We start from the raw sequence: 20709 nt of genomic DNA on the forward strand, positions 1-20709 counted from the left end.
GTATCGACCGGATTGCCGCATGACCGACAGCTTCGTCACCCAGTGCCCGCATTGCCACACCAGTTTTCGTGTCAGCCATGCTCAATTGAGCGTGGCACGCGGGGTGGTTCGCTGCGGCTCGTGCCTGCAGGTGTTCAACGCCGCGCGACAATTGCTCGAACAGCGCACGGCCAAGACCGTTGCGCCCCCACTCGCGCCGCTCGCCGCACCAGCCGTCGATACACCGCCGCCCCGCGCCATCAGCCAGAAACAATGGAGCGCCGCCGAGCTCGACCTCGATGACCTGGACAAGGAGCTGGCGCGTCTGGAGCGCCTCGAAAAGCGCGCCCCGGACAGCTTTGGCCGGCGTCGCGAAGACAACCTGAGCGCCCAGCGCGAGCAGCTTCCGCAGGAGCAGGAAGCCTGGTCCGACAGCCTCTATAGCGAAGCCCCCGACGAGCGCGCCGAAGGCGCCCTGCAAATTCCGGTCGAGCCGTTCGAGCCTCATGAGCCCGCCCGGCCGCCACGGACCGAACCTTCCTTGTCCCTGGCCCTTGAGCCCCTGGAGCCGGACGACGAACCCGTCGCCCCGCTCAGCCTCACGCCGGACGACGAGCCGCACGAACACCTCGAGCGCCTGTCCGCCACCGACGACCTGGATGACGAGCCGGAGCCTGCGGCAACGCCGCGCAAGAAGCGCGAGCGCCATGAGCCGGGGATACGCGCTGAAGCCCTGCAAGACCTGGACGATGATCCATTGCAACTGGACTGGCGCAAACGCCGCTCGCCCTGGGGCCGTCGCCTGCTCTGGAGCCTGTTGATATTGCTCGGCGCGGCAGCGCTGGCCGGCCAGTACATCGCCTACCATTTCGAAGAACTGGCCCGCCAGGACCAGTACCGTCCGTGGTTCCTGCAAATCTGCCCGGTCATTGGCTGCGATGTCCCGTCCAAGGTCGACATCGCCAAGATCAAGAGCAGCAACCTGGTGGTGCGCAGCCATCCGGAATTCAGCGGCGCCCTGGTGGTGGATGCGATCATCTACAATCGCGCGCCCTTCTCCCAGCCGTTCCCGCTGCTGGAGTTGCGTTTTGCCGACCTCAACGGTCACCTGATCGCCAGCCGTCGCTTCAAGCCAGGCGAGTACCTGGGCGGCGATCTCGAAGGCCGGGGGGAAATGCCGCCGCAGACGCCGATCCATATCGCCCTGGATATCCTCGATCCGGGGCCGAAAGCGGTGAACTACAGCCTGAGCTTTCATTCACCCGAATGAAGCCGCCAGGGCCGATTGATTGACGGCAGCTTTCTGACTCGACCCACCCAGACCAAACCGCTGGCGATAACAGAATAGCTGTTCAGATTTTATCCAATTCGACCTTTATCCAGTCATCGAGAGCGGGTATCATGCCAACCCTTTTTCGAAGTCTCATGATCCGGCCCCACTTCAGGGAAGTCCTATGTCGGCGGTACGCATCGGCCCATATACATTGCAGAACGGTCTGGTCCTCGCCCCGATGGCGGGCGTTACCGATCAGCCCTTTCGTCAGTTGTGCAAACGATTGGGCGCCGGTCTCGTGGTCTCGGAAATGGTCACCAGCGACATGAGTCTGTGGAGCACCCGCAAATCGCGTCTGCGCATGATCCACGAAGGCGATCCCGAGCCCCGCTCGGTACAGATCGCCGGTGGCGACGCACAGATGCTGGCGGAGGCGGCCCGGGCGAATGTCGAGCTGGGGGCGCAGATCATTGACATCAACATGGGCTGCCCGGCGAAGAAGGTCTGTAACAAGGCCGCAGGCTCGGCGCTGTTGAAGGATGAAGCACTGGTCACCGAGATCCTGCAGGCAGTTGTCGCCGCAGTCGATGTGCCGGTGACCCTGAAGATCCGCACCGGCTGGGACCGGGACAACAAGAACGGCCTGACGGTGGCGAAGATCGCCGAACAGGCAGGTATCACGGCGCTGGCGGTGCATGGCCGCACCCGTGCCGACCTGTACACCGGCGAAGCCGAGTACGACACCATTGCCGCGATCAAGCAGGCGGTGTCCATTCCGGTGTTTGCCAACGGCGATGTCGATTCGCCCGAAAAGGCCCGGTACGTGCTGGACGCGACCGGTGCCGACGGCCTGTTGATCGGCCGGGCCGCCCAGGGGCGGCCATGGATTTTTCGTGAGATCGAACATTTCCTGCGCACCGGCGAAAAGCTCGCTGCGCCGCAATTGTCCGAGGTGGAACGTATTCTGCTAGAGCATCTGGCCGCGCTGCACGCCTTCTATGGCGAAGTCATGGGCGTACGCATCGCTCGCAAGCATGTGGGCTGGTATCTCGCAACCCTGCCGGGCGCCAGGGAGTTTCGCGCCCGTTTCAATCGTTTGGATGGTACGCAAGCACAATGCGCCGACGTTCAGGCGTTTTTCGCCGAACGTTACAAGAGCCTGACAGGGGACGAAGGGGTGGCCGCATGACGATGATGACCGAGACTTTAGTGAGTGGAATAACACCCGTGAGCGACAACGTGAATTTGAAACAGCACCTCAACACGCCCAGCGAAGAAGGCCAGACCCTTCGCGGGAGCGTCGAGAAGGCGCTGCACAATTATTTCGCCCACCTTGAGGGCGCTGCCGTCACGGATGTGTACAACCTGGTGCTTTCCGAAGTCGAGGCACCGCTGCTCGAGAGCGTGATGAACTACGTCAAGGGCAACCAGACCAAGGCCAGTGAGCTGCTGGGCCTGAACCGCGGCACCCTGCGCAAGAAACTCAAGCAGTACGATCTGCTGTAAGCATTCAATCAAACCAGAAAGGCGCCCGCGTAAAAAACGGTCGCCTTTTTTGCTGACTTCCCTTGCTTTTGATGGAAATTGAAATGACCGACCAGACCACCCGCCTGCCGATCCGCCGCGCCTTGATCAGCGTCTCCGACAAGACCGGGATCCTTGAATTCGCCCGCGAGCTGCAACAGCTGGGCGTCGAGATTCTCTCGACCGGCGGGACCTTCAAGTTGCTGCAGGACAACGGCGTCGCCGCGGTGGAAGTTGCGGACTACACCGGCTTCGCGGAAATGATGGACGGTCGGGTCAAGACCTTGCACCCGAAGATCCACGGAGGGATCCTCGGTCGTCGCGGCATCGATGACGCCATCATGAACGAACACGGCATCAAGCCGATCGATCTGGTGGCGGTCAACCTTTACCCGTTCGAAGCAACCATCAACAAGCCCGGCTGCGACCTGCCGACCGCCATCGAGAACATCGACATCGGTGGCCCGACCATGGTCCGCTCGGCGGCCAAGAACCATAAGGACGTGGCCATTGTCGTCAATGCCAGCGACTACGCCGGCGTCCTGGAAAACCTCAAGGCCGGTGGTTTGACGTACGCCCAGCGCTTCGATCTGATGCTCAAGGCCTTCGAACACACCGCCGCCTACGATGGCATGATCGCCAACTACATGGGCACCGTGAACCAGGCGGCCGAGACCCTGAGCACCGAAGGCCGCAGCGAATTCCCGCGCACCTTCAACACCCAGTTCGTCAAGGCCCAGGAAATGCGCTACGGCGAGAACCCGCACCAGAGCGCGGCGTTCTACGTGGAAGCCAAGCCAGCCGAAGTCGGCATCGCCACCGCGACCCAATTGCAGGGCAAGGAACTGTCGTTCAACAACGTGGCCGACACCGACGCCGCGCTGGAATGCGTGAAAAGCTTCGTCAAGCCAGCCTGCGTGATCGTCAAGCACGCCAACCCATGCGGCGTCGCGGTAAGCCCGGACGCCGAGGGCGGCATCCGCCAGGCCTACGAACTGGCCTACGCCACCGATACCGAGTCGGCCTTCGGCGGCATCATCGCCTTCAACCGCGAGCTGGACGCCGAGACCGCCAAGGCCATCGTCGAGCGCCAGTTCGTCGAAGTGATCATTGCCCCTTCCGTCAGCGAAGAAGCCCGCGCCATTGTTGCCGCCAAGGCCAACGTTCGCCTGCTGGCCTGTGGTCAGTGGTCGGCCGACCGCGCGCCGGCCTGGGACTACAAGCGCGTCAATGGCGGCCTGCTGGTCCAGAGCCGCGATATCGGCATGATCGGCAGCGAGGACCTCAAGGTCGTGACCCAGCGCGCGCCGAGCGAGCAGGAAATCAACGACCTTATCTTCGCCTGGAAAGTCGCCAAGTACGTCAAGTCCAACGCCATCGTCTACGCCAAGAACCGCCAGACCATCGGTGTCGGCGCCGGCCAGATGAGCCGCGTCAACTCGGCCCGCATCGCTGCGATCAAGGCTGAGCACGCCGGTTTGCAGGTTCAGGGCGCCGTCATGGCCTCCGATGCGTTCTTCCCGTTTCGCGATGGCATCGACAACGCGGCCAAGGTCGGCATCACGGCGGTGATCCAGCCGGGTGGTTCAATGCGTGACAGCGAAGTGATTGCCGCCGCAGATGAAGCCGGCATCGCAATGGTCTTCACGGGCATGCGCCACTTCCGTCACTGATCCAACCTGATCGAAATGTGGGAGCGAGCCTGCTCGCGAATGCAATCTACCAGCGACGTTGATGTTGCCTGATACACCGCTTTCGCGAGCAGGCTCGCTCCCACATGAAGCGCTCCAGCAGCGCCTTACAGAATTTGAGGTTTTTGAAATGAATGTTTTGATCATTGGCAGCGGTGGCCGTGAACACGCCCTGGCCTGGAAAGTGGCTCAGGATCCGCGCGTGCAGAAGGTCTTTGTCGCACCGGGCAATGCCGGCACCGCCATCGAAGCCAAGTGCGAAAACGTTGCCATCGACGTGCTGGCCCTGGAACAACTGGCCGACTTCGCCGAGAAGAACGTCTCGCTGACTATCATCGGCCCGGAAGTGCCGCTGGTCGCTGGCGTGGTCGACCTGTTCCGCTCTCGCGGCCTGGATTGCTTCGGCCCGACCGCCGGGGCCGCGCAGCTGGAAGGTTCGAAAGCGTTTACCAAGGATTTCCTGGCGCGTCACAAGATCCCGACCGCCGACTACCAGAACTTCACCGAAATCGAACCGGCACTGGCTTACCTGCGCGAAAAAGGCGCACCGATCGTGATCAAGGCCGACGGCCTGGCCGCCGGCAAAGGCGTGATCGTTGCCATGACCCTGGCCGAAGCCGAAGATGCCGTGCGTGACATGCTCGCCGGCAACGCCTTTGGTGACGCCGGATCGCGGGTTGTCATCGAAGAATTCCTCGATGGCGAGGAAGCCAGTTTCATCGTCATGGTCGACGGCAAGAATGTCTTGCCGATGGCCACCAGCCAGGACCACAAACGTGTCGGCGACGGCGACAGCGGCCCGAACACCGGCGGCATGGGCGCCTACTCCCCCGCTCCGGTAGTCACCACCGAGGTACACCAGCGCGTGATGGACCAGGTGATCTGGCCGACCGTGCGCGGCATGGCCGAGGAAGGCAACGTCTACACCGGTTTCCTCTACGCTGGCCTGATGATCGACAAGGCAGGTAACCCGAAAGTCATCGAATTCAACTGCCGTTTCGGCGATCCTGAGACCCAGCCGGTGATGCTGCGCCTGCAATCGAGCCTGGTGCTGCTGGTCGAAGCGGCCCTGGCCCAGGCGCTGGACAAGGTTGAAGCCCAATGGGATCCGCGTCCAAGCGTTGGCGTGGTGTTGGCGGCGGGTGGATATCCAGGCGACTATGCCAAGGGCAGCGCCATCAAAGGCCTGGACGCCGCCGCGCAATTGGAAGGCAAGGTGTTCCACGCTGGCACGGCACTGAAGGATGGACAGGTGGTCACCGCCGGTGGTCGCGTGCTTTGCGCCACGGCCATGGGCGCCAGTGTCGATGCGGCCCAGCAGCAGGCCTACCGGCTTGCCGCGCAGATTGATTGGGAAGGTTGCTTCTACCGCAACGACATTGGCTACCGAGCCATTGCCCGTGAGCGTGGCGAAAACCAGGAATAACCCGGCCGTTCAGCCAGGCAGAGGGCCATGGCCCTTGCCTGGCTGCCGGGGCGCCGCGCATAGTTATAATCTGGCATCAACCTATGAAGGGATTTCGCCGTGCGCTGGCTCAGGATTGCCATAGGCTTCACCGTTACCCTGCTGACATTGCTCTGCATGTTCCCGGCCCAGGCCGCGCCGGGCAGTGGCTGGGCAATATTGCTCGACGAACAGGGTAACCTGAAGCTGAGCGACATCCGCTCTGCCCGCTACACCAATCAATTCAGCCCGATAGACCTGGACCACCTCAAGGCGGCCGAACCCGGCGGAGCGTTATGGCTGCGTTTCCGGCTGGCGCCTGACCGGCATGAACAGATTCTGCGCATCTTTGCTCCAGACCTGTCGCGCCTGAATCTTTATGTGCTGGACGGCGATACGCTGATTGATCAACAGATCAGTGGCAATGCCTCGCCAGATACCGGACAGTCCGCTCCCAGCAGTGATCTCATGCTGGCACTGCCGCGCAGCGACAAGCCCCTCGACGTCTACCTGCGATTGGCCTCCCGGTACGAACTGCGCCCCTACGTCACGCTGCAACCGGCCATCATGGCGGCGGCCAACCAGAACCAGACGCTGATCTACGGCCTGCTGTTCGGCTGCATCGCCATGTTGATCCTGCACAACCTCACCCGTTACGCCTATACCCGCTCGCGCAGTTGCCTGTGGCTGGCAGCCTGTGAAGGGTTGCTGATGCTCAGCCTGATCCTGTTGCTGAACCTGGCCGGGGCCTGGCTGCCTGACTGGCCGGCGATCCAGACGCCGGGAGCGTACCTGGCGCTGTTGCTGACGGCGCCCTGCGGCTTGATGTTCGCTTTTCGTTTCTTCGCGCCGCTGGGCGAGCATCCGCTGAACCGGCTGCTGGTGGGGGAAATCGTCTTCATCGTGCTATGCAGCCTGCTGCTGTTGTTCGTCAACACGCTGCCGCTCAACATCATCACCTATGCACTGGTGGCGCTGGCCGGGCTGAGCATGTTGTTCGTCAGCGCCTGGCACTGGCAGAAAGGCTACCGCCCGGCACGCCTGTTCGTCGCCGCCATGGTGGTGTTCAACCTCGGCACGCTGATCATCCTCCCGGCCTTGCAAGGGCTGACGGAAGTCGCGCCGCAAGGCCTGATCGTCACGCTGCTGGTCTTCATCTGCATCAGCGGCCTGTTGATGAGCGTCGCGCTGGGCGAACGCCAGCGGTCGATCAACGAGAGCCGCTTCAGCATCAGCCGCGACCTGGCGGCAAGCAACGCCGAAATCAACGCCAAGGCCGAGTTCCTGGCCAAGATCAGTCATGAGATCCGCACCCCCATGAACGGCGTGCTGGGCATGACCGAGTTGCTGCTGGGCACGCCATTGTCGGTCAAGCAGCGTGACTACGTGCAGACGATCCACAGCGCCGGTAACGAACTACTCACACTGATCAACGAAATTCTCGATATATCCCGTCTCGAATCGGGCCAGATCGAGCTGGACGATGTGCAATTCGACCTGAATGCGCTGATCGAGGACTGCTTGAGTATCTTCCGCGCCAAGGCTGAACAGCAGAATGTCGAGCTGATCAGCTTTATCCAGCCCCAGGTGCCACGCGTCATCAGTGGTGATCCGACGCGGCTGCGCCAGGCCCTGCTGAGCCTGCTGGAAAATGCCCTGAAGAAAACCGACGAGGGCGAAGTGCTGATCGTCGTCGCCCTTGATGAACGCAGCAACCAGCCACGCCTGCGTATCGCGGTGCAGGACAGCGGTTCGCCCATGGACGCCGAGGAGCGCGACACGCTGATGCACGCCGAGCTGCACAGCAAGAATTTTCTCTCCGCCACGCGGCTGGGGGGCAACCTGGGCCTGGTCATCGCCCGCCAGTTGATCATGCTGATGCATGGCGAGTTCGGCATCAAGAGTGGAAGCAGCCAGGGCAGCACCTTGTGGCTGACCTTGCCACTGGACCCTGACCGCCTCGAACACCCGACTTCCGATCTCGACAGCCCGCTGCAAGGGGCGCGGGTATTGGTCGTCGACGACAACGACACCTGCCGCAAAGTACTGGTGCAACAGTGCAGCGCATGGGGCCTGAACGTCAGCGCGGTGCCCTCGGGCAAGGAAGCCCTGGCGCTGCTGCGCACCAAGGCGCACCTGCGCGATTATTTCGACGTGGTACTGCTGGACCAGAACATGCCCGGCATGACCGGTATGCAATTGGCGGCCAAGATCAAGGAAGACCCGAGCCTGAACCACGACATCCTGTTGATCATGCTCACCGGCATCAGCAACGCGCCGAGCAAGATCGTGGCGCGCAACAGTGGCGTCAAGCGCATCCTCGCCAAACCGGTCGCCGGTTATACCCTCAAGACCACCCTGGCGGACGAACTCAACCAGCGCAACAAAGGCCAGGCCCCGACTGCACCGGTGAATGCCGGCCCTCTGCTGCCGGTGAAAGTGCCCAGCGACTTTCGTATTCTGGTAGCCGAAGACAACAGCATCTCCACCAAAGTCATCCGCGGCATGCTCGGCAAGCTCAACCTGCAACCCGATACCGCCAGCAATGGCGAAGAAGCCCTCAAGGCCATGAAGGAGCAGCGCTACGACCTGGTCCTGATGGATTGCGAGATGCCGATACTCGACGGTTTCTCCGCCACCCAGCAGTTACGCGCCTGGGAAGTCGGCAACCAACGGACCCGCACCCCGGTGGTCGCGCTGACGGCGCATATCCTGGCCGAACACAAGGAACGCGCGCGCCAGGCCGGGATGGACGGACATATGGCCAAGCCGGTGGAGCTGTCGCAGTTGCGCGAGCTGATCGAGCATTGGGTAGCCCAGCGCGACCAACAGAACCGTACGGCGCAGACGTCCTGAGCCGACAGGCACCGAAACCCCTGATAGACTCCCGTCGTCCTCCTCCGCCTTGAGCCTCTACCATGCTCCATGTGCTGTTCAGCGTTTACCTGAAAATGCTGGTGCTTTATAGCCCGTTCTTCGTGCTGTCGTGTTTTATCAGCCTGACCCGCGGCTATTCGCGCAAGGAGCAACGTCGGCTGGCCTGGAAGGTCGCGACCGCGACGCTGGTATCCAGCGTATTGCTCTATCTGTTCGGGCGGGTCATCTTCAGCGTGTTCGGCATCACCGTGGATGCATTCCGTATCGGCGCCGGCAGCGTGCTGTTCATTTCGGCGCTGGGCATGGCCCAGGGCAAATCGGCGGTACAGACCGACAATGTCCAGCAGGACGTGACTATCGTCCCGCTGACCATTCCGTTGACTGTCGGCCCCGGCACCATCGGTGCCCTGCTGGTGATGGGCGTAAGCCAGCCGCACTGGGACGACAAGCTCATGGCGATCATCAGCATCGCCCTGGCCAGCTTCACCGTTGGCGTCGTGCTTTACCTGTCCAGCCGCATCGAACGGATCCTCGGCGACCAAGGCCTGCAGATCGTCAGCCGCCTGATGGGGCTGTTTGTCTGCGCGCTGGCGGCGCAGATCATTTTTACTGGAGTAAAAGGGTATCTGGCCCCGTAGCCATTTACCCGCGCTTGCGACGGCTGAACCTTTTGCTCAATGCTTCTTTGCGATACTCACCCAGGTATTTCTCGATTTCCTGCCTGAACGTTTCATAACGGGCCGGGTTGAAGGTCACGAACGATTTACCACGGAAAAATTCCCGCGCCGAGGCCCGCCAGTTTACGAATAGAACACCGCCTTCATTCGAAGAGCCGGAGTGTTTTATCGACGCGGCAGAAGCAATCAGGAGACCGTTGGAAAGCTGCTCACAAGGGATGACTGACAAGCGCGCGCCATCAAAAGTCTTCGCCTGGCTGTGGAAGAGGTTGATGGTCTTGTCGTCCTGCTTCAAACCATCGATCGTGGTATCCACCACGGCCCCAAGCACCGTCGCTGCCGGGAAACCGGCCTTCACTCCATCAATGATTCCTTTGACGATATCCTTGATCACCAGGTCCAGGTCTACCCGCACGGAACTTTCGGAATAACGGGTATAGCCACTGTCGGGCACGAAACACCCTAGAGACTCCAGGCACTGTATGAACTCCTCATACCACTCACGCGTATTCCTGCCATCGGGGAAGCTGGCGTTTGCTTCGAGGATCGCCATGCTCATCAGGTTTTCCATGATTGTCATATTTTCGAGGGTCATGTTATTGCCATAACCCACCAGCGCGTCGCCCAGCATCAGCGCATCGAGTTCCTTGGTCGGGTTGACCTGCGACTGCACAACGGATCTGCGTACACGCCGCCCGGCCGGAACCGATGACTTGCGCCTGTCGATACGCGCATTAATAAACTCGATAGTTTCTGCGACGCTGATTTTACTTTCAGACAGTTCCATACAATCTTCCTTGGTTATTTGAGTGACCGCTCCTGCGGACAGTGTCGAATCTAGTGACTTTTCAAACCAACAACAAACGCCAAACAATTACAACATGTTCGGGGCGCCTACCAGCCCCCCCTGAAAACATCCGGTTTCCAAACAACAAGCCCCACCACTTGAAGTTCACACGCGTTTTTGTATTTATGAATACATCACTCAACTTTACGGATAAAAAGGAATGACCAATAAAACACTCACCGGCCTCATAACGGGCCCCAGCCTTTTTTCATACATCGAGACACTCTCCCTGTCAGAGCATGACGATATTGCCGATTGCAATAACTTCGCCATCCTCATTGCTGACGAAAAACACAACCGTTATTACGATCCGGAGCGTTGGTTTGAACAGTATGTCGGTGTGTTGAAGGCTCTCGGCTGGTCAATCTATCAGGACGCAATATTTACTAGAACACAACATATCCTCACAGGCTCTGTGGCGGACTTTCTGGTCGAGAGCGCAAACGGGATGAGCGATAGCCGGCAAGGCAATGCCATGATCGACACGCTCGACAGCTTGAAAACCAACAGCCCGGCGCTGTTGTCCTTTGACCGGGAAAGCGGTTCAGGGGACAGTTTCCAAGTAGTTCCAGCCCGCTACGACGCGCGAGGCCTTCTCAATATCGCCGTTTTCAAACTTGAGCTGAACGCCTACATGAAGAGAACCAACTTCCTGTTCTGGACTTGGGAAAAACGCTCAGCCAGGATAGTCCAGCGAAAAGCCTACCTGAGGTTGAACAAGACGATACTCGACGGGCAGCGAGTATTGATAAACAGGCGATTGGGAAAAAAACGCATGGAGCGATTCGACCTCAGCCAGAACCGCCCCATGGACAATTAAATCACCTGACACCCTGACGCTACTTCATGCCCCGGGCTTATCGCCGTACCAACGCGGCGTATACACCCAGTCGCCACCTTCGACGCGCGGAAATACGCAGGTGGTGGAGGAACCGACCAGCACCATGGTGCGCATGTCCACCTGGTCCGGGGTCAGTTGCCCCAGCGTGATGACGCGCAGGGTCTGGCCCGGTCGGCCGATGTCACGTCCCAGCACTACTGGAGTATCAGCCGCGCGGTGTTGTGCGACGATTTCCAGCGCTCGTCCCAGTTGCCAAGGACGGGAGCGGGAGATCGGGTTGTAGAACGCCAGGGCCAGGTCCGCCTCGGCCGCCAGGTCCAGGCGTTTCTCGATGATCGACCACGGCTTGAGATTATCCGACAAGGACATCACGCAGAAATCATGACCCAGCGGCGCGCCGGCCTGGGCCGCCGTGGCCAGGGAGGCCGAGACGCCTGGCAGGATTTGCAGGTCGACGTTATGCCAGTCGGCATCAGTCGACTCATGCAGCGCTTCCAGTACAGCGGCAGCCATGGCGAATACGCCAGGGTCACCGGATGACACCACCACCACCGACCGGCCCTGAGCCGCCAGTTCGAAGGCATGTCGGGCACGCTGCATTTCTTCGCGGTTATCGGTGCAATGCTGCACCTGGTCGGCCCGCAAAGGCCCGGCCATGCGCACGTAAGTCTCATAGCCGAGCACATCGTTGGCGCGGTCGAGTTCGGCACGCACGGCCGGGACCATCAACTCTGCCGCTCCAGGGCCAAGGCCGATCACCGCCAGACGTCCGCGCGCACGGCCAAGCTGCAGCGGGTCGACGGGCCGCTCAGCCACGGCGATGGCCACGCCACCCATTGGTTGCAACGAAACCGGCAGGCCCAACGCATCACCCAACCATTGCTCGATGTCATCGCTGGCCCGCGCGAAGCGCAGCGGCACACCCAGCGCCAGCGCAGCGTGGTGCAACTCGGCGCGGGCCATGTCGCTGTCCGCCGCCAGCAGGCACGCCAGCGATTGCACGGCGAGGCCGGTTCGGTGCAGCGCGTCGCTGACCGCAGTCGACACGTCCGGCGTGCCGGCACTCACCGCGACCACCACGTTGCGCGGATAGATCCGCAATTCGTCCGGCGCGGGTACACCCGCGGCGCTGTCGATGCGTATCGCCAACCGTGCCTGCGCATCCTGGGGCAATTGCGCCTGGTCCAGCCACGGCGCCGCACCTTCGACCCGCACCGGCTCGCCGGCGAGCAGGTCGGACACGAAGCGCTTGCCCTGTTCCAGGTCGCCGAGGCTGTAGCCGCTCGGTGGATTGAGCAGGCAGGTGCCAAAACGCAACTCGCCGCTGGTGGTGATCGCCGGGGCGACTTGCAGCGCTGTCGCGATTTCCCGGGCCATGACATTCACGCCGCCCAGACCGCCCAGCAGCGGCACCACGGCGCTGCCATCCTCGGCCACCGCCAGCACCGGCGGCTCGACGCCTTTTTCCAGCAACAGCGGCGCGAGGGTGCGAATGACGATGCCCGCCGCGCACAGCGCAATGATCGGCGTGTCCTGTTGATAGAGCTCGCGCAACGTGGTGCCGAACTCAAGGTATTGCCGATCGCCGTCGACCCGCCCGACGAGGCCATGGATCAGCGCATCGGGATAGCACTGCTGGATTCGTCGGGCCGTCGCGAGACTGCCCGGGCCGAGGATGACAATTGCCGCCGGTTTCCTCATCCCTGCCACCGCTCGCCCGGGACGATGATCAGCGAGAAGTACGGCGAAGACATCGGCTCGACTTCATCCAGCGGCACGATTTTCTGGTTGGCCATGGTCGCGCGCTCGACGTACAGCGCCCGCCCGTCCATGCCCAATTCCTCAAGCACCTGCCGAACCTTGGGAAAATTGCGCCCCAGCTTCATGATCACCGCCGCATCGGCATCGGCCAGCCGACGCTTGAGATCGTCGTGGGGCAGGACGCCGGAGAGCACCGACAGGCTCTGGTTGCGATAAACCAGCGGGGCTCCCAGCACCGAGGCACCACCGAGCATCGAACACACGCCGGGAATGACCTCGGCCTCGTAGCGCTCGGCCAGGCGGTCGTGCAAGTACATATAGGAGCCGTAGAAAAACGGATCGCCCTCGCAGATCACCGCCACGTCGCGACCGGCATCCAGGTGCACGGCGAGTTGCTCGGCGGCGGTGTCATAGAAGTCGGCGATTACCTCTTCATAGGACAACGGCGCCGGCAGCACTTCGGTAGTGACCGGGTAGACCAGTGGCAGCAGGGTTTGCGCGTCCTGCAAATGGGCCTCGATGATGCCGAAGGCATTGCCTTTCTTGCCCTTGGCGACGAAGTACGCCACCACCGGCGATTCCCGCAGCAGGCGCAGGGCCTTGACCGTGATCAGTTCCGGGTCACCCGGCCCTACGCCGAGGCCGATCAAGCGTCCAGGCTGCTGCATCATTCAACCTCCGTGGCGAGGGCATTGACGGCGGCGGCGGCCATGGCGCTGCCGCCCAGGCGGCCTTGCATGATCACGAACGGCACGCCACGGCTGTCAGCCGCCAGCGCCGCCTTGGACTCGGCGGCGCCGACAAAACCCACCGGGAAGCCAAGGATCAGGGCCGGTTTCGGCGCGCCGGCATCGAGCATTTCCAGCAGATAGAACAGCGCGGTCGGTGCGTTGCCGATGACCACGACGCTACCTTCCAGGTGTGGACGCCACAGCTCCAGCGCGGCCGCCGAGCGAGTGTTGCCCAGCTCGCGGGCCAACGCTGGCACGCTGTCGTCGCGCAAGGTGCAGATCACCGGATTGTTGGCCGGCAGGCGCGCCCGGGTCACGCCCTCGGACACCATCCGCGCATCACACAGGATCGGCGCACCGGCCGCCAGTGCCTGGCGCCCCGCCGCGCCTGCGCCTGCGGAAAACTGCAGGCCATCGACCGCCTCGACCATGCCGCAGGCGTGGATCACCCGCACCGCTAGTTTTTCCAGATCGGCAGGAATGCGCGCCAGATTGGCCTCGGCGCGGATGATCGCGAAGGAGTTGCGATAGATCTCCTGACCGTCGCGGATGTAATCAAGCATCAAGGGGGCTCCGGGGATGAGCGTCGAGCCAGTGGCCGAGCGCTTCGATTGTCAGATTGTGTGCTTGCAGCGCGCCGAAACCCGGCAACGCGGCATCACGAAAATAGAGGTCATAACGACCGGGGGCGACCGCCAGCAACGTCGCCGGGGCGATGTGGGCCGCCGCGCACGATCGCTGGCAGCCGGACAGATGAATGCTCAAAGCCTGGCCCCGACGTTGCAGCAGATCCGCCAACTGGCGGGCATCGCCCTTGGTATCGGCCAGGCCTTTGCCACAGCCACTGGAGCCGGTGCAGGCGATGAGTTGCGCCAGGCAGTGATCGAGCGAACACAACAGGCCCAGCGCGTCGAGCTGGGTCAACACGGCATCCGCATTTTCGCGGCGCACGTTGGGCAGCAACAGGCTTTGCCAGGGAGTGAAGCGAAGATTGCCGTCGCCCTTCTCCCGCGCCAACTGCGCTGCGCCGCGCAGCATGACCGTATCAAGCCGGCCGAGGGGCGCCGCCGCGCCGACATAGACCCGTTCGTCGTGCTGGGAATGAATACCGATGTGCAGGCCGCCGGGCGACGCACTCCGCCGCCAGTCAAGGCAAGGTTGCAGCGGCACGCGGCCGGCTAACCGGGTCATGAATTCATCCACGGCACATTCAGCCAGCAGTTGGCGCATGCGGTTCTGGTCCGGGCGGGCCAGTTCGAGAAACAGCTCCAGCACCGCTACCACCAGGGCATGCCCTTGGGCCAGGGGCACCTTGCCCGCCGGCGTGTCCAATGGCGAACCGGCCAGGCCAAAGGCAAGCCAGGGCTCGCCGTGCTGGACAAGCGCCGATAGCCACAGGTCATGGTGATGCTCGAGCATCGCCAAGGCTTCGCCACCGTCCAACTGCACGGCGAACTTGGCCGAGAGTTCGTGGAAGCGTTCATGGGTTTGCAGGGTGAAGAGGATCTGCGCGGCCAGCGGACGGGTGTCGAACAGCATCTGCCGGTCGAGCCCCGCAGAGGGGCTGAGCATCAGGTTGCGCACGTCATCGCCGGCCGCCTTGCGCGGGCCAAGCCCGGCGGCCAGCAACGGCTCGATCAACGCATCCGGCTCAGGGCCGATACCGCGGATCTGCAAGTTGCCGCGGTTGGTGGCCTCGATCACGCCCCCGGCGAACTGCTCGGCCACCCACGCGACGGTTTCGGCCTGATCCGCGTGGATGACGCCGCCATCGAGCTTGATTCGGCAGATTCCTCCGTCCAGTGCCTGGACGACACGCAGCAACCCCGGACAACCCGAGGGGCGAATGACGTTGGAAGAGGGACGTTCGTTCAAGGCAGAACCGGTAAATAGAAAACGCCGCAGCGGCGAGGGCCGCCATTATGCCTGCTTTGCCTGCGGTCATGAAAAGCTTGCCGGTCGGATTGCTGACAGCGAGCCCCGACTTCCGCACGCCTGTTATCCAAAACGGTGGGAGCGAGCCTGCTCGCGAATGCGGTCTGCCTGAACAGAAAATGTTGAGTGGACCGACGTCTTCGCGAGCAGGCTCGCTCCCACAGGGGATGGTTCACGTCAGACCTGTCGAGGCACGGTATGATGGCGACCCGGTTCGCGGCGGCAACAAGCCTGGCGATCAACCCATTTATTCGAGGAACAGAGATGACCCCCTGGCTGACCGTAGTGGGCATCGGTGAAGAGGGCTTCAAGGGCCTGGGCCGAACGGCTCGCCATGCATTGCTGCGGGCGTCGCGGATACTGGGCAGCGCCCGTCAGTTGGAACTGCTGCCGCTGTGCATCCGCGGCGAGCGGGTGCTGTGGCCCAGCCCGTTCTCCCTGGAACCGCTGCTGGCTCGACGGGGCGAGCCGGTGTGCGTGCTGGCCAGTGGTGATCCGATGTTCTATGGCGTCGGCGCCAGCCTGGCGAAACAGCTGCCGGCCGAGGAAATGCAGGTCGTCCCCGCGCCGTCCTCCTGCTCACTGGCGGCGGCGCGCATGGGCTGGCCTTTGCAGGACGCGGTCACGCTATCGCTGGTGGCCCGCCCCCTGGCAGCGCTCAATGCGCACTTGTCCAGTGGCGTCAGGCTGTTGCTGCTGAGTAACGACCGCCACAGCCCCAGCGCCGTGGCGATGCTGCTGCGCGAGCGCGGATTCGGCTCGAGCGCCATGACCGTGCTGGAGCATTTGGGCGGTGCGGCAGAACGACGGATCGACGGTTGCGCTGCGCACTGGTCCGATGAAGCGGTCGCCGATCTGAACCTGATCGCCATCGAATGCCGGGCCGATCCGTCGACGCAGCGCCTGTCACGCCTGGCCGGCCTGCCGGACAGCGCTTTCGAGCATGACGGCCAGCTGACCAAGCGCGACGTGCGTGCCGTCACGCTGGCTCGCCTCGCCCCGACCCCCGGCGAGCTGCTCTGGGACGTCGGCGCCGGCAGCGGCTCGATCGGCATCGAATGGATGCGCGCCCACCCCAGTTGTCGAGCCCTGGCCATCGAAGCCGACGAAGGCCGCCAAGCCTTGATCGAACGCAACCGCGACACCCTTGGCGTGCCCGGCCTCCAATTGATTCGCGGCAGCGCCCCGCAGGCGCTGGAGAATCTGGAGCGTCCGGACGCGGTGTTCATCGGTGGCGGCGTCACCCGCGAAGGCGTGCTTGATGCCTGTTGGGCCCGGCTCAAGCCTGGCGGTCGGCTCGTCGCCAATGCCGTGGCCCTGCAAAGCGAGATGACACTGATGAGCTGGCGCGAACGCCACGGCGGTGAGCTGACCCGCATCCATGTCGCCCAGGCCCAGCCTTTGGGCGCATTCGATACCTGGCGCCAAGCCTTGCCCATCACCTTGCTGGACCTGACGAAACCTCTCGATGCGTGACGAAACCGCCGAGCAACCCGCCCCCCTGCGCAGCGGCCTGACCACCGGCAGCTGCGCCACGGCCACCAGCCTGGCGGCGGCGCGACTGCTGCTGTGCGGCACCGAGGCCGATGCCGTGGAAATCGTCCTGCCCAAGGGCAAGCAGGTGCAGATGCGCCTGGAGTTCTGCCGGCTGACCGAACAAGGTGCCGAGGCCGGAACGATCAAGGACGCTGGTGATGACCCGGACGTGACTCATGGCGCGCTGTTGTTTTCCCAGGTGCGCCTGATTGCCGAACCTGGCGTGCGTTTTGTTGCCGGTCGTGGCGTCGGCACGGTGACGCGACCGGGACTGGTCCTGGCTGTCGGTGAGCCAGCGATCAACCCGGTGCCGCGCAAAATGATCAACGATCACCTGGGTCGCCTGGCCGAGGAAAGCGGTTATGCCGGGGGGTTCGAAGTCACAGTCAATGTCGAGGGCGGCGAAGCCCTGGCGCTGAAAACCATGAACCCGCGACTGGGGATCCTCGGCGGTCTGTCGATCCTCGGCACCAGCGGCATCGTCCGGCCGTTTTCCTGCGCAGCCTACATAGCGTCGATCCACCAGGGCATCGACGTGGCGAAAACCAACGGCTACCTGCACATCGCCGCGTGCACCGGCAATGCCAGCGAAGACACCATGCGCCGGGTCTACAACCTGCCGGAAATCGCCCTGATCGAAATGGGCGACTTTGTCGGCGCCGTGCTCAAGCATGTGCGCAAGGTGCCGGTGGAAAAGCTCAGTCTTTGCGGCGGCTTCGGCAAGATCAGCAAACTCGCCGCCGGGCATATGGACCTGCACAGCCGCCACTCAAGCATCGACCTGCCACAACTGGCCAAATGGGCGACGGCAATCGGTGCCGATGAGAAGTTGCAGCACGACATTCGTCAAGCCAACACCAGCCAGCAAGCCCTCGCGATGGCCAGCGCCGTCGGCATCGCCCTCGGTGATGCCGTGTGCGAGCACGCCCTGGCCTTCGCTCGCAGCGTGGTCCCGGCCCAGGTCCAGGTCGAAGTCTTCGCCATCGACCGTCAGGGCGCAATCGTCGGCCACGCTGGAGCCTTTAAATGAAACGCATCCTGCTCCTCGGTGGCGTCACCGAGGCCCTGGCCATCGCTCGCACGCTCGGCCCCGAGCACATCTACAGCTTGGCGGGCATCGGTCGCGTCCCCACCGACCTGACCTGCCAGGTACGTGTCGGCGGCTACGGCGGCGCCGAAGGCCTGGCGCAATTCATTCGCGCCGAGGGCATCGACCTGCTATTGGACGCAACCCACCCCTACGCCGCGCAAATCAGCTACAACGCCGCCCGTGCCGCCCGCGCCTGCGCCATCCCCTGCTGGGCCCTGCGCCGTCCGGCCTGGCGCCCACGGGCCGGCGATGACTGGCGCGAAGTGGCCGACTGGGCCGAACTGATCCAGGCCTTGCAGCCTTTTCGCCGCCCCTTGTTCACGCTGGGCCGGGAGCCGCTGCAGCATCTGCATGAAATCCCCGCCGAACAGTTCTGGACGCTGCGAGCACTGGACGTTTACCCCGGCAACGGACGCTGCGAAGTCATCGGCGCCCGTGGGCCGTTTCACATTGACGGTGAACGCGAACTGTTCGAACGGCGACGAATCGATGTGCTGGTCAGCAAGAACAGCGGCAGCACGGCCACCGAGCCGAAGCTGGAGGTGGCCCGGGAGCGGGGGGTGCCGGTGCTGGTGTTGAAGCGGCCGGTGTTGGCGGGGGTGGATCGGGAGTTTTGGACGCTTGAAGCAACACTTGAGGCGTTGGCGCTTCCGAACGGATGAGACAAGATCGCTGCCTTGCATGAACAGTAACCTATTTGTTACCTTCAGGGCCGCGCATGATCAAACTCGAAGAATATTTGCAAGACAACGACACTAGCCCTTTCAAGCGTTGGTTTTCCAGCCTGGACGCCCAAGCGGCCTTCAAGGTCTCTAACGCATTGATGCGCCTGGAGCTGGGCAACACGTCAAATATCAAGTGGTTCGACGGATTGGGCGAGTTCCGTATCAACTGGGGTCCAGGTTATCGGATTTACCTGATCCAAGAAGGAAAGCGCCTGATCATCCTGTTTGGCGGGGGTGACAAGTCCAGTCAGAAAAAAGACGTCAAGCAGGCGAAAACGCTTGTTGCCGAATTCCAGGTCCGAAAAAAAGCAGAAAGGCACACGAGGTAACGCAATGGCTCTCACACGCAGCTACAAACATACAATTGCCGAACGCGCCCAGCGAGATCCTGAGTTTGCCCAGATCCTGCTGGACGAGGCCGCAACCTTGTTTTTAAACGGAGAACCCGAGATGGCGAGGATGATTCTTCGCGATCTTGTTAACGCCACCGTGGGATTCGAAGAACTGGCAAAGGAAACGTCCAGACCCAGTAAAAGCCTGCACCGGATGCTTTCAGCCAAAGGTAATCCAAGCATGGATAACCTGGCCGCGATATTTGCGGTCATCCGTACCACTTTGGGAGTCGACATGCAGGTACATGCCGTACCGGCGCATTGAGACTGCCCGAACGGGAGGCATCGGGTGTGTCCCAAACCAGAAGCAAGACTACTTATCTAAAAAGCACCCATTTGAAAATCCATTGCTACTGTTAACACCAGCCCTGCGACCCTACACCGCACGTGGCCTTTTTACTTCTGGACACCGATCAGGCTAAATACCGCCACCTGATCGCCCAACCGAGCGGATTGCCCCATGTCCCGACAACGGCTTGCATTTGCCTGGATCGCCTGCTTCGCAGTGCTGTTCAACATGCTTGCCATGCCGCTTTCCAATAGCGCCGGTGCAGCCGCCAGTACGCCAGCGGAACAAATGCTGTGGGGCAGTTTCTGCTCATCCAGCGGCACGAAGATGCTGGCGGTTTCCCTCGGCAAGCTGGAACAAGGCACGCCACAGAAAGACAATCACTCGACGATGCAGCATTGCTGGTGCTGCTCAGGCCCGGCACCGCTGATGGCGCTCGCCGGGCACGCCCCGCAGTTGTATCTGGACGCACAACGGGCCGATCGCGGTACGGCCCACGCAAAGCTCGACAGCCCGACCCCGCGCCAGCAATGGCCCAGCCTCAATCCCCGTGCTTCGCCTCTGGCCTGATTCTTCCCGCATGAAACTGCGTCCTGAATCGTTCCGGAGAATTGCCATGTTGAACAGACTCATCCTGCTGGCCGCCCTGCTGCTCCCGGTTGGCTTCGCCCAGGCTCACCAGTACAAGGCCGCCGAGCTTGAGATCGCCCACCCGTGGTCCCAGGAGTTGCCGCCCAACGCGCCAACCGTGGCCGCGTACTTCGTGATTCACAACGGCGGCGCCACCGCCGACAAACTGCTCGGCGTCGACTCGCCGATTGCCGGCAAGGCCGAGCTCCATGAGCATGTGATGCAAAACGACCTGATGAAAATGCAAGCGGTGCCCGTCGTCGCCATCGCCCCCGGTGCGACCGTCACCTTCGCGCCGATGGCCTATCACGTGATGTTGCTGGACCTGAAGGACCGCAGCTTGCTCAGCGACGGCAAACGTTTCCCCATGACCCTGCATTTCGAAAAGGCCGGGGACGTGACGGTGGATGTCGCGGTGCAGAAAAAAGCACCCGACGGCACCAAGACACACCAGCACGCCCAGTAGA

20 protein-coding genes are annotated in these 20709 nt (G+C 62.5%); 15 read left to right on the top strand and 5 right to left on the bottom strand.

Annotated elements, in window-relative coordinates; translation table 11 throughout:
• The first annotated feature begins 19 nt into the window (after nucleotides 1-19).
• From J3P84_RS24385 to J3P84_RS24415, 7 genes are all read left to right on the top strand, one after another.
• The gene (locus J3P84_RS24385) at nucleotides 20-1249 is read left to right on the top strand and encodes a DUF3426 domain-containing protein (RefSeq protein ID WP_434626309.1); all 1230 of its coding nucleotides are present in this window, start codon (nucleotides 20-22) and stop codon (nucleotides 1247-1249) included.
• 184 nt (nucleotides 1250-1433) lie between these two features.
• A complete protein-coding gene (gene dusB / locus J3P84_RS24390) occupies nucleotides 1434-2441 on the top strand; it encodes a tRNA dihydrouridine synthase DusB (protein WP_434626310.1) in 1008 nt (335 codons plus the stop codon).
• Nucleotides 2438-2758 (top strand): DNA-binding transcriptional regulator Fis, encoded by a 321-nt coding sequence (gene fis, locus J3P84_RS24395; RefSeq protein ID WP_025211617.1) that lies wholly within the window; start codon nucleotides 2438-2440, stop codon nucleotides 2756-2758. The genes dusB and fis overlap by 4 nt, the downstream gene beginning before the upstream one ends.
• Before the next feature lie 83 nt (nucleotides 2759-2841).
• Complete coding sequence (gene purH / locus J3P84_RS24400; RefSeq protein ID WP_434626311.1) at nucleotides 2842-4449, top strand: bifunctional phosphoribosylaminoimidazolecarboxamide formyltransferase/IMP cyclohydrolase; 1608 nt, start codon at nucleotides 2842-2844, stop codon at nucleotides 4447-4449.
• A 148-nt stretch (nucleotides 4450-4597) separates the two neighbouring features.
• Nucleotides 4598-5893, top strand: a complete 1296-nt coding sequence (gene purD, locus J3P84_RS24405; RefSeq protein ID WP_434626312.1) for a phosphoribosylamine--glycine ligase — start codon at nucleotides 4598-4600, stop codon at nucleotides 5891-5893.
• Nucleotides 5894-5992: 99 nt separating this feature from the next.
• Nucleotides 5993-8767 carry a response regulator gene (locus tag J3P84_RS24410; protein ID WP_434626313.1) on the top strand — a complete coding sequence of 925 codons (2775 nt, stop codon included), beginning with the start codon at nucleotides 5993-5995 and terminating at the stop codon, nucleotides 8765-8767.
• A gap of 62 nt (nucleotides 8768-8829) precedes the next feature.
• Nucleotides 8830-9426 carry a MarC family protein gene (locus tag J3P84_RS24415; protein ID WP_039593516.1) on the top strand — a complete coding sequence of 199 codons (597 nt, stop codon included), beginning with the start codon at nucleotides 8830-8832 and terminating at the stop codon, nucleotides 9424-9426.
• A gap of 4 nt (nucleotides 9427-9430) precedes the next feature.
• Here J3P84_RS24415 and J3P84_RS24420 read toward each other — a convergent pair whose 3' ends face one another.
• Nucleotides 9431-10252 (bottom strand): hypothetical protein, encoded by an 822-nt coding sequence (locus tag J3P84_RS24420; protein ID WP_434626314.1) that lies wholly within the window; start codon nucleotides 10250-10252, stop codon nucleotides 9431-9433.
• 220 nt (nucleotides 10253-10472) lie between these two features.
• Between J3P84_RS24420 and J3P84_RS24425 the strand changes: the two genes are divergently transcribed.
• Nucleotides 10473-11132 carry a hypothetical protein gene (locus J3P84_RS24425; protein WP_434626315.1) on the top strand — a complete coding sequence of 220 codons (660 nt, stop codon included), beginning with the start codon at nucleotides 10473-10475 and terminating at the stop codon, nucleotides 11130-11132.
• 24 nt (nucleotides 11133-11156) lie between these two features.
• On the opposite strand, the gene cobJ is transcribed toward J3P84_RS24425, so the two are convergent.
• Genes cobJ through cobG form a run of 4 tightly spaced genes read right to left on the bottom strand, consistent with a single transcriptional unit; the run spans nucleotide 11157 to nucleotide 15520 of the window.
• Nucleotides 11157-12854 (bottom strand): precorrin-3B C(17)-methyltransferase, encoded by a 1698-nt coding sequence (gene cobJ, locus J3P84_RS24430; RefSeq protein ID WP_434626316.1) that lies wholly within the window; start codon nucleotides 12852-12854, stop codon nucleotides 11157-11159.
• On the bottom strand, nucleotides 12851-13582 hold the full coding sequence (locus J3P84_RS24435) for a precorrin-2 C(20)-methyltransferase (RefSeq protein WP_305501368.1): 732 nt from the start codon (nucleotides 13580-13582) through the stop codon (nucleotides 12851-12853). The genes cobJ and J3P84_RS24435 overlap by 4 nt, the downstream gene beginning before the upstream one ends.
• Nucleotides 13582-14208 (bottom strand): precorrin-8X methylmutase, encoded by a 627-nt coding sequence (locus tag J3P84_RS24440; RefSeq protein ID WP_434569945.1) that lies wholly within the window; start codon nucleotides 14206-14208, stop codon nucleotides 13582-13584. Before J3P84_RS24440 ends, J3P84_RS24435 begins: the two co-directional genes overlap by 1 nt.
• Nucleotides 14201-15520 carry a precorrin-3B synthase gene (cobG, locus tag J3P84_RS24445; protein ID WP_434626318.1) on the bottom strand — a complete coding sequence of 440 codons (1320 nt, stop codon included), beginning with the start codon at nucleotides 15518-15520 and terminating at the stop codon, nucleotides 14201-14203. Before cobG ends, J3P84_RS24440 begins: the two co-directional genes overlap by 8 nt.
• A 324-nt stretch (nucleotides 15521-15844) precedes the next feature.
• On the opposite strand from cobG, the gene cbiE reads away from it, so the two are divergent.
• The 7 genes from cbiE (at nucleotide 15845) to J3P84_RS24480 (ending at nucleotide 20708) form a co-directional block, all read left to right on the top strand.
• Nucleotides 15845-17056 carry a precorrin-6y C5,15-methyltransferase (decarboxylating) subunit CbiE gene (gene cbiE / locus J3P84_RS24450; RefSeq protein WP_434626319.1) on the top strand — a complete coding sequence of 404 codons (1212 nt, stop codon included), beginning with the start codon at nucleotides 15845-15847 and terminating at the stop codon, nucleotides 17054-17056.
• Entirely contained in the window at nucleotides 17049-18146 is a 1098-nt protein-coding gene (locus J3P84_RS24455) for a cobalt-precorrin-5B (C(1))-methyltransferase (protein WP_434626320.1), read from the top strand. Before cbiE ends, J3P84_RS24455 begins: the two co-directional genes overlap by 8 nt.
• Complete coding sequence (locus J3P84_RS24460) at nucleotides 18143-18868, top strand: cobalt-precorrin-6A reductase (protein ID WP_434626321.1); 726 nt, start codon at nucleotides 18143-18145, stop codon at nucleotides 18866-18868. The genes J3P84_RS24455 and J3P84_RS24460 overlap by 4 nt, the downstream gene beginning before the upstream one ends.
• Before the next feature lie 56 nt (nucleotides 18869-18924).
• Nucleotides 18925-19260 (top strand): type II toxin-antitoxin system RelE/ParE family toxin, encoded by a 336-nt coding sequence (locus tag J3P84_RS24465; protein WP_434626322.1) that lies wholly within the window; start codon nucleotides 18925-18927, stop codon nucleotides 19258-19260.
• 4 nt (nucleotides 19261-19264) lie between these two features.
• The gene (locus J3P84_RS24470; protein ID WP_434626323.1) at nucleotides 19265-19588 is read left to right on the top strand and encodes a DNA-binding protein; all 324 of its coding nucleotides are present in this window, start codon (nucleotides 19265-19267) and stop codon (nucleotides 19586-19588) included.
• Between the two features lie 195 nt (nucleotides 19589-19783).
• Nucleotides 19784-20182: a DUF2946 domain-containing protein gene (locus J3P84_RS24475; protein ID WP_434569951.1), complete on the top strand. Its 399-nt coding sequence runs from the start codon at nucleotides 19784-19786 to the stop codon at nucleotides 20180-20182.
• Between the two features lie 46 nt (nucleotides 20183-20228).
• The gene (locus J3P84_RS24480) at nucleotides 20229-20708 is read left to right on the top strand and encodes a copper chaperone PCu(A)C (protein WP_434626324.1); all 480 of its coding nucleotides are present in this window, start codon (nucleotides 20229-20231) and stop codon (nucleotides 20706-20708) included.
• Nucleotide 20709: the final 1 nt, after the last annotated feature.

The organism is Pseudomonas sp. Z1-29, from assembly GCF_051131995.1.
Taxonomy (GTDB): domain Bacteria; phylum Pseudomonadota; class Gammaproteobacteria; order Pseudomonadales; family Pseudomonadaceae; genus Aquipseudomonas.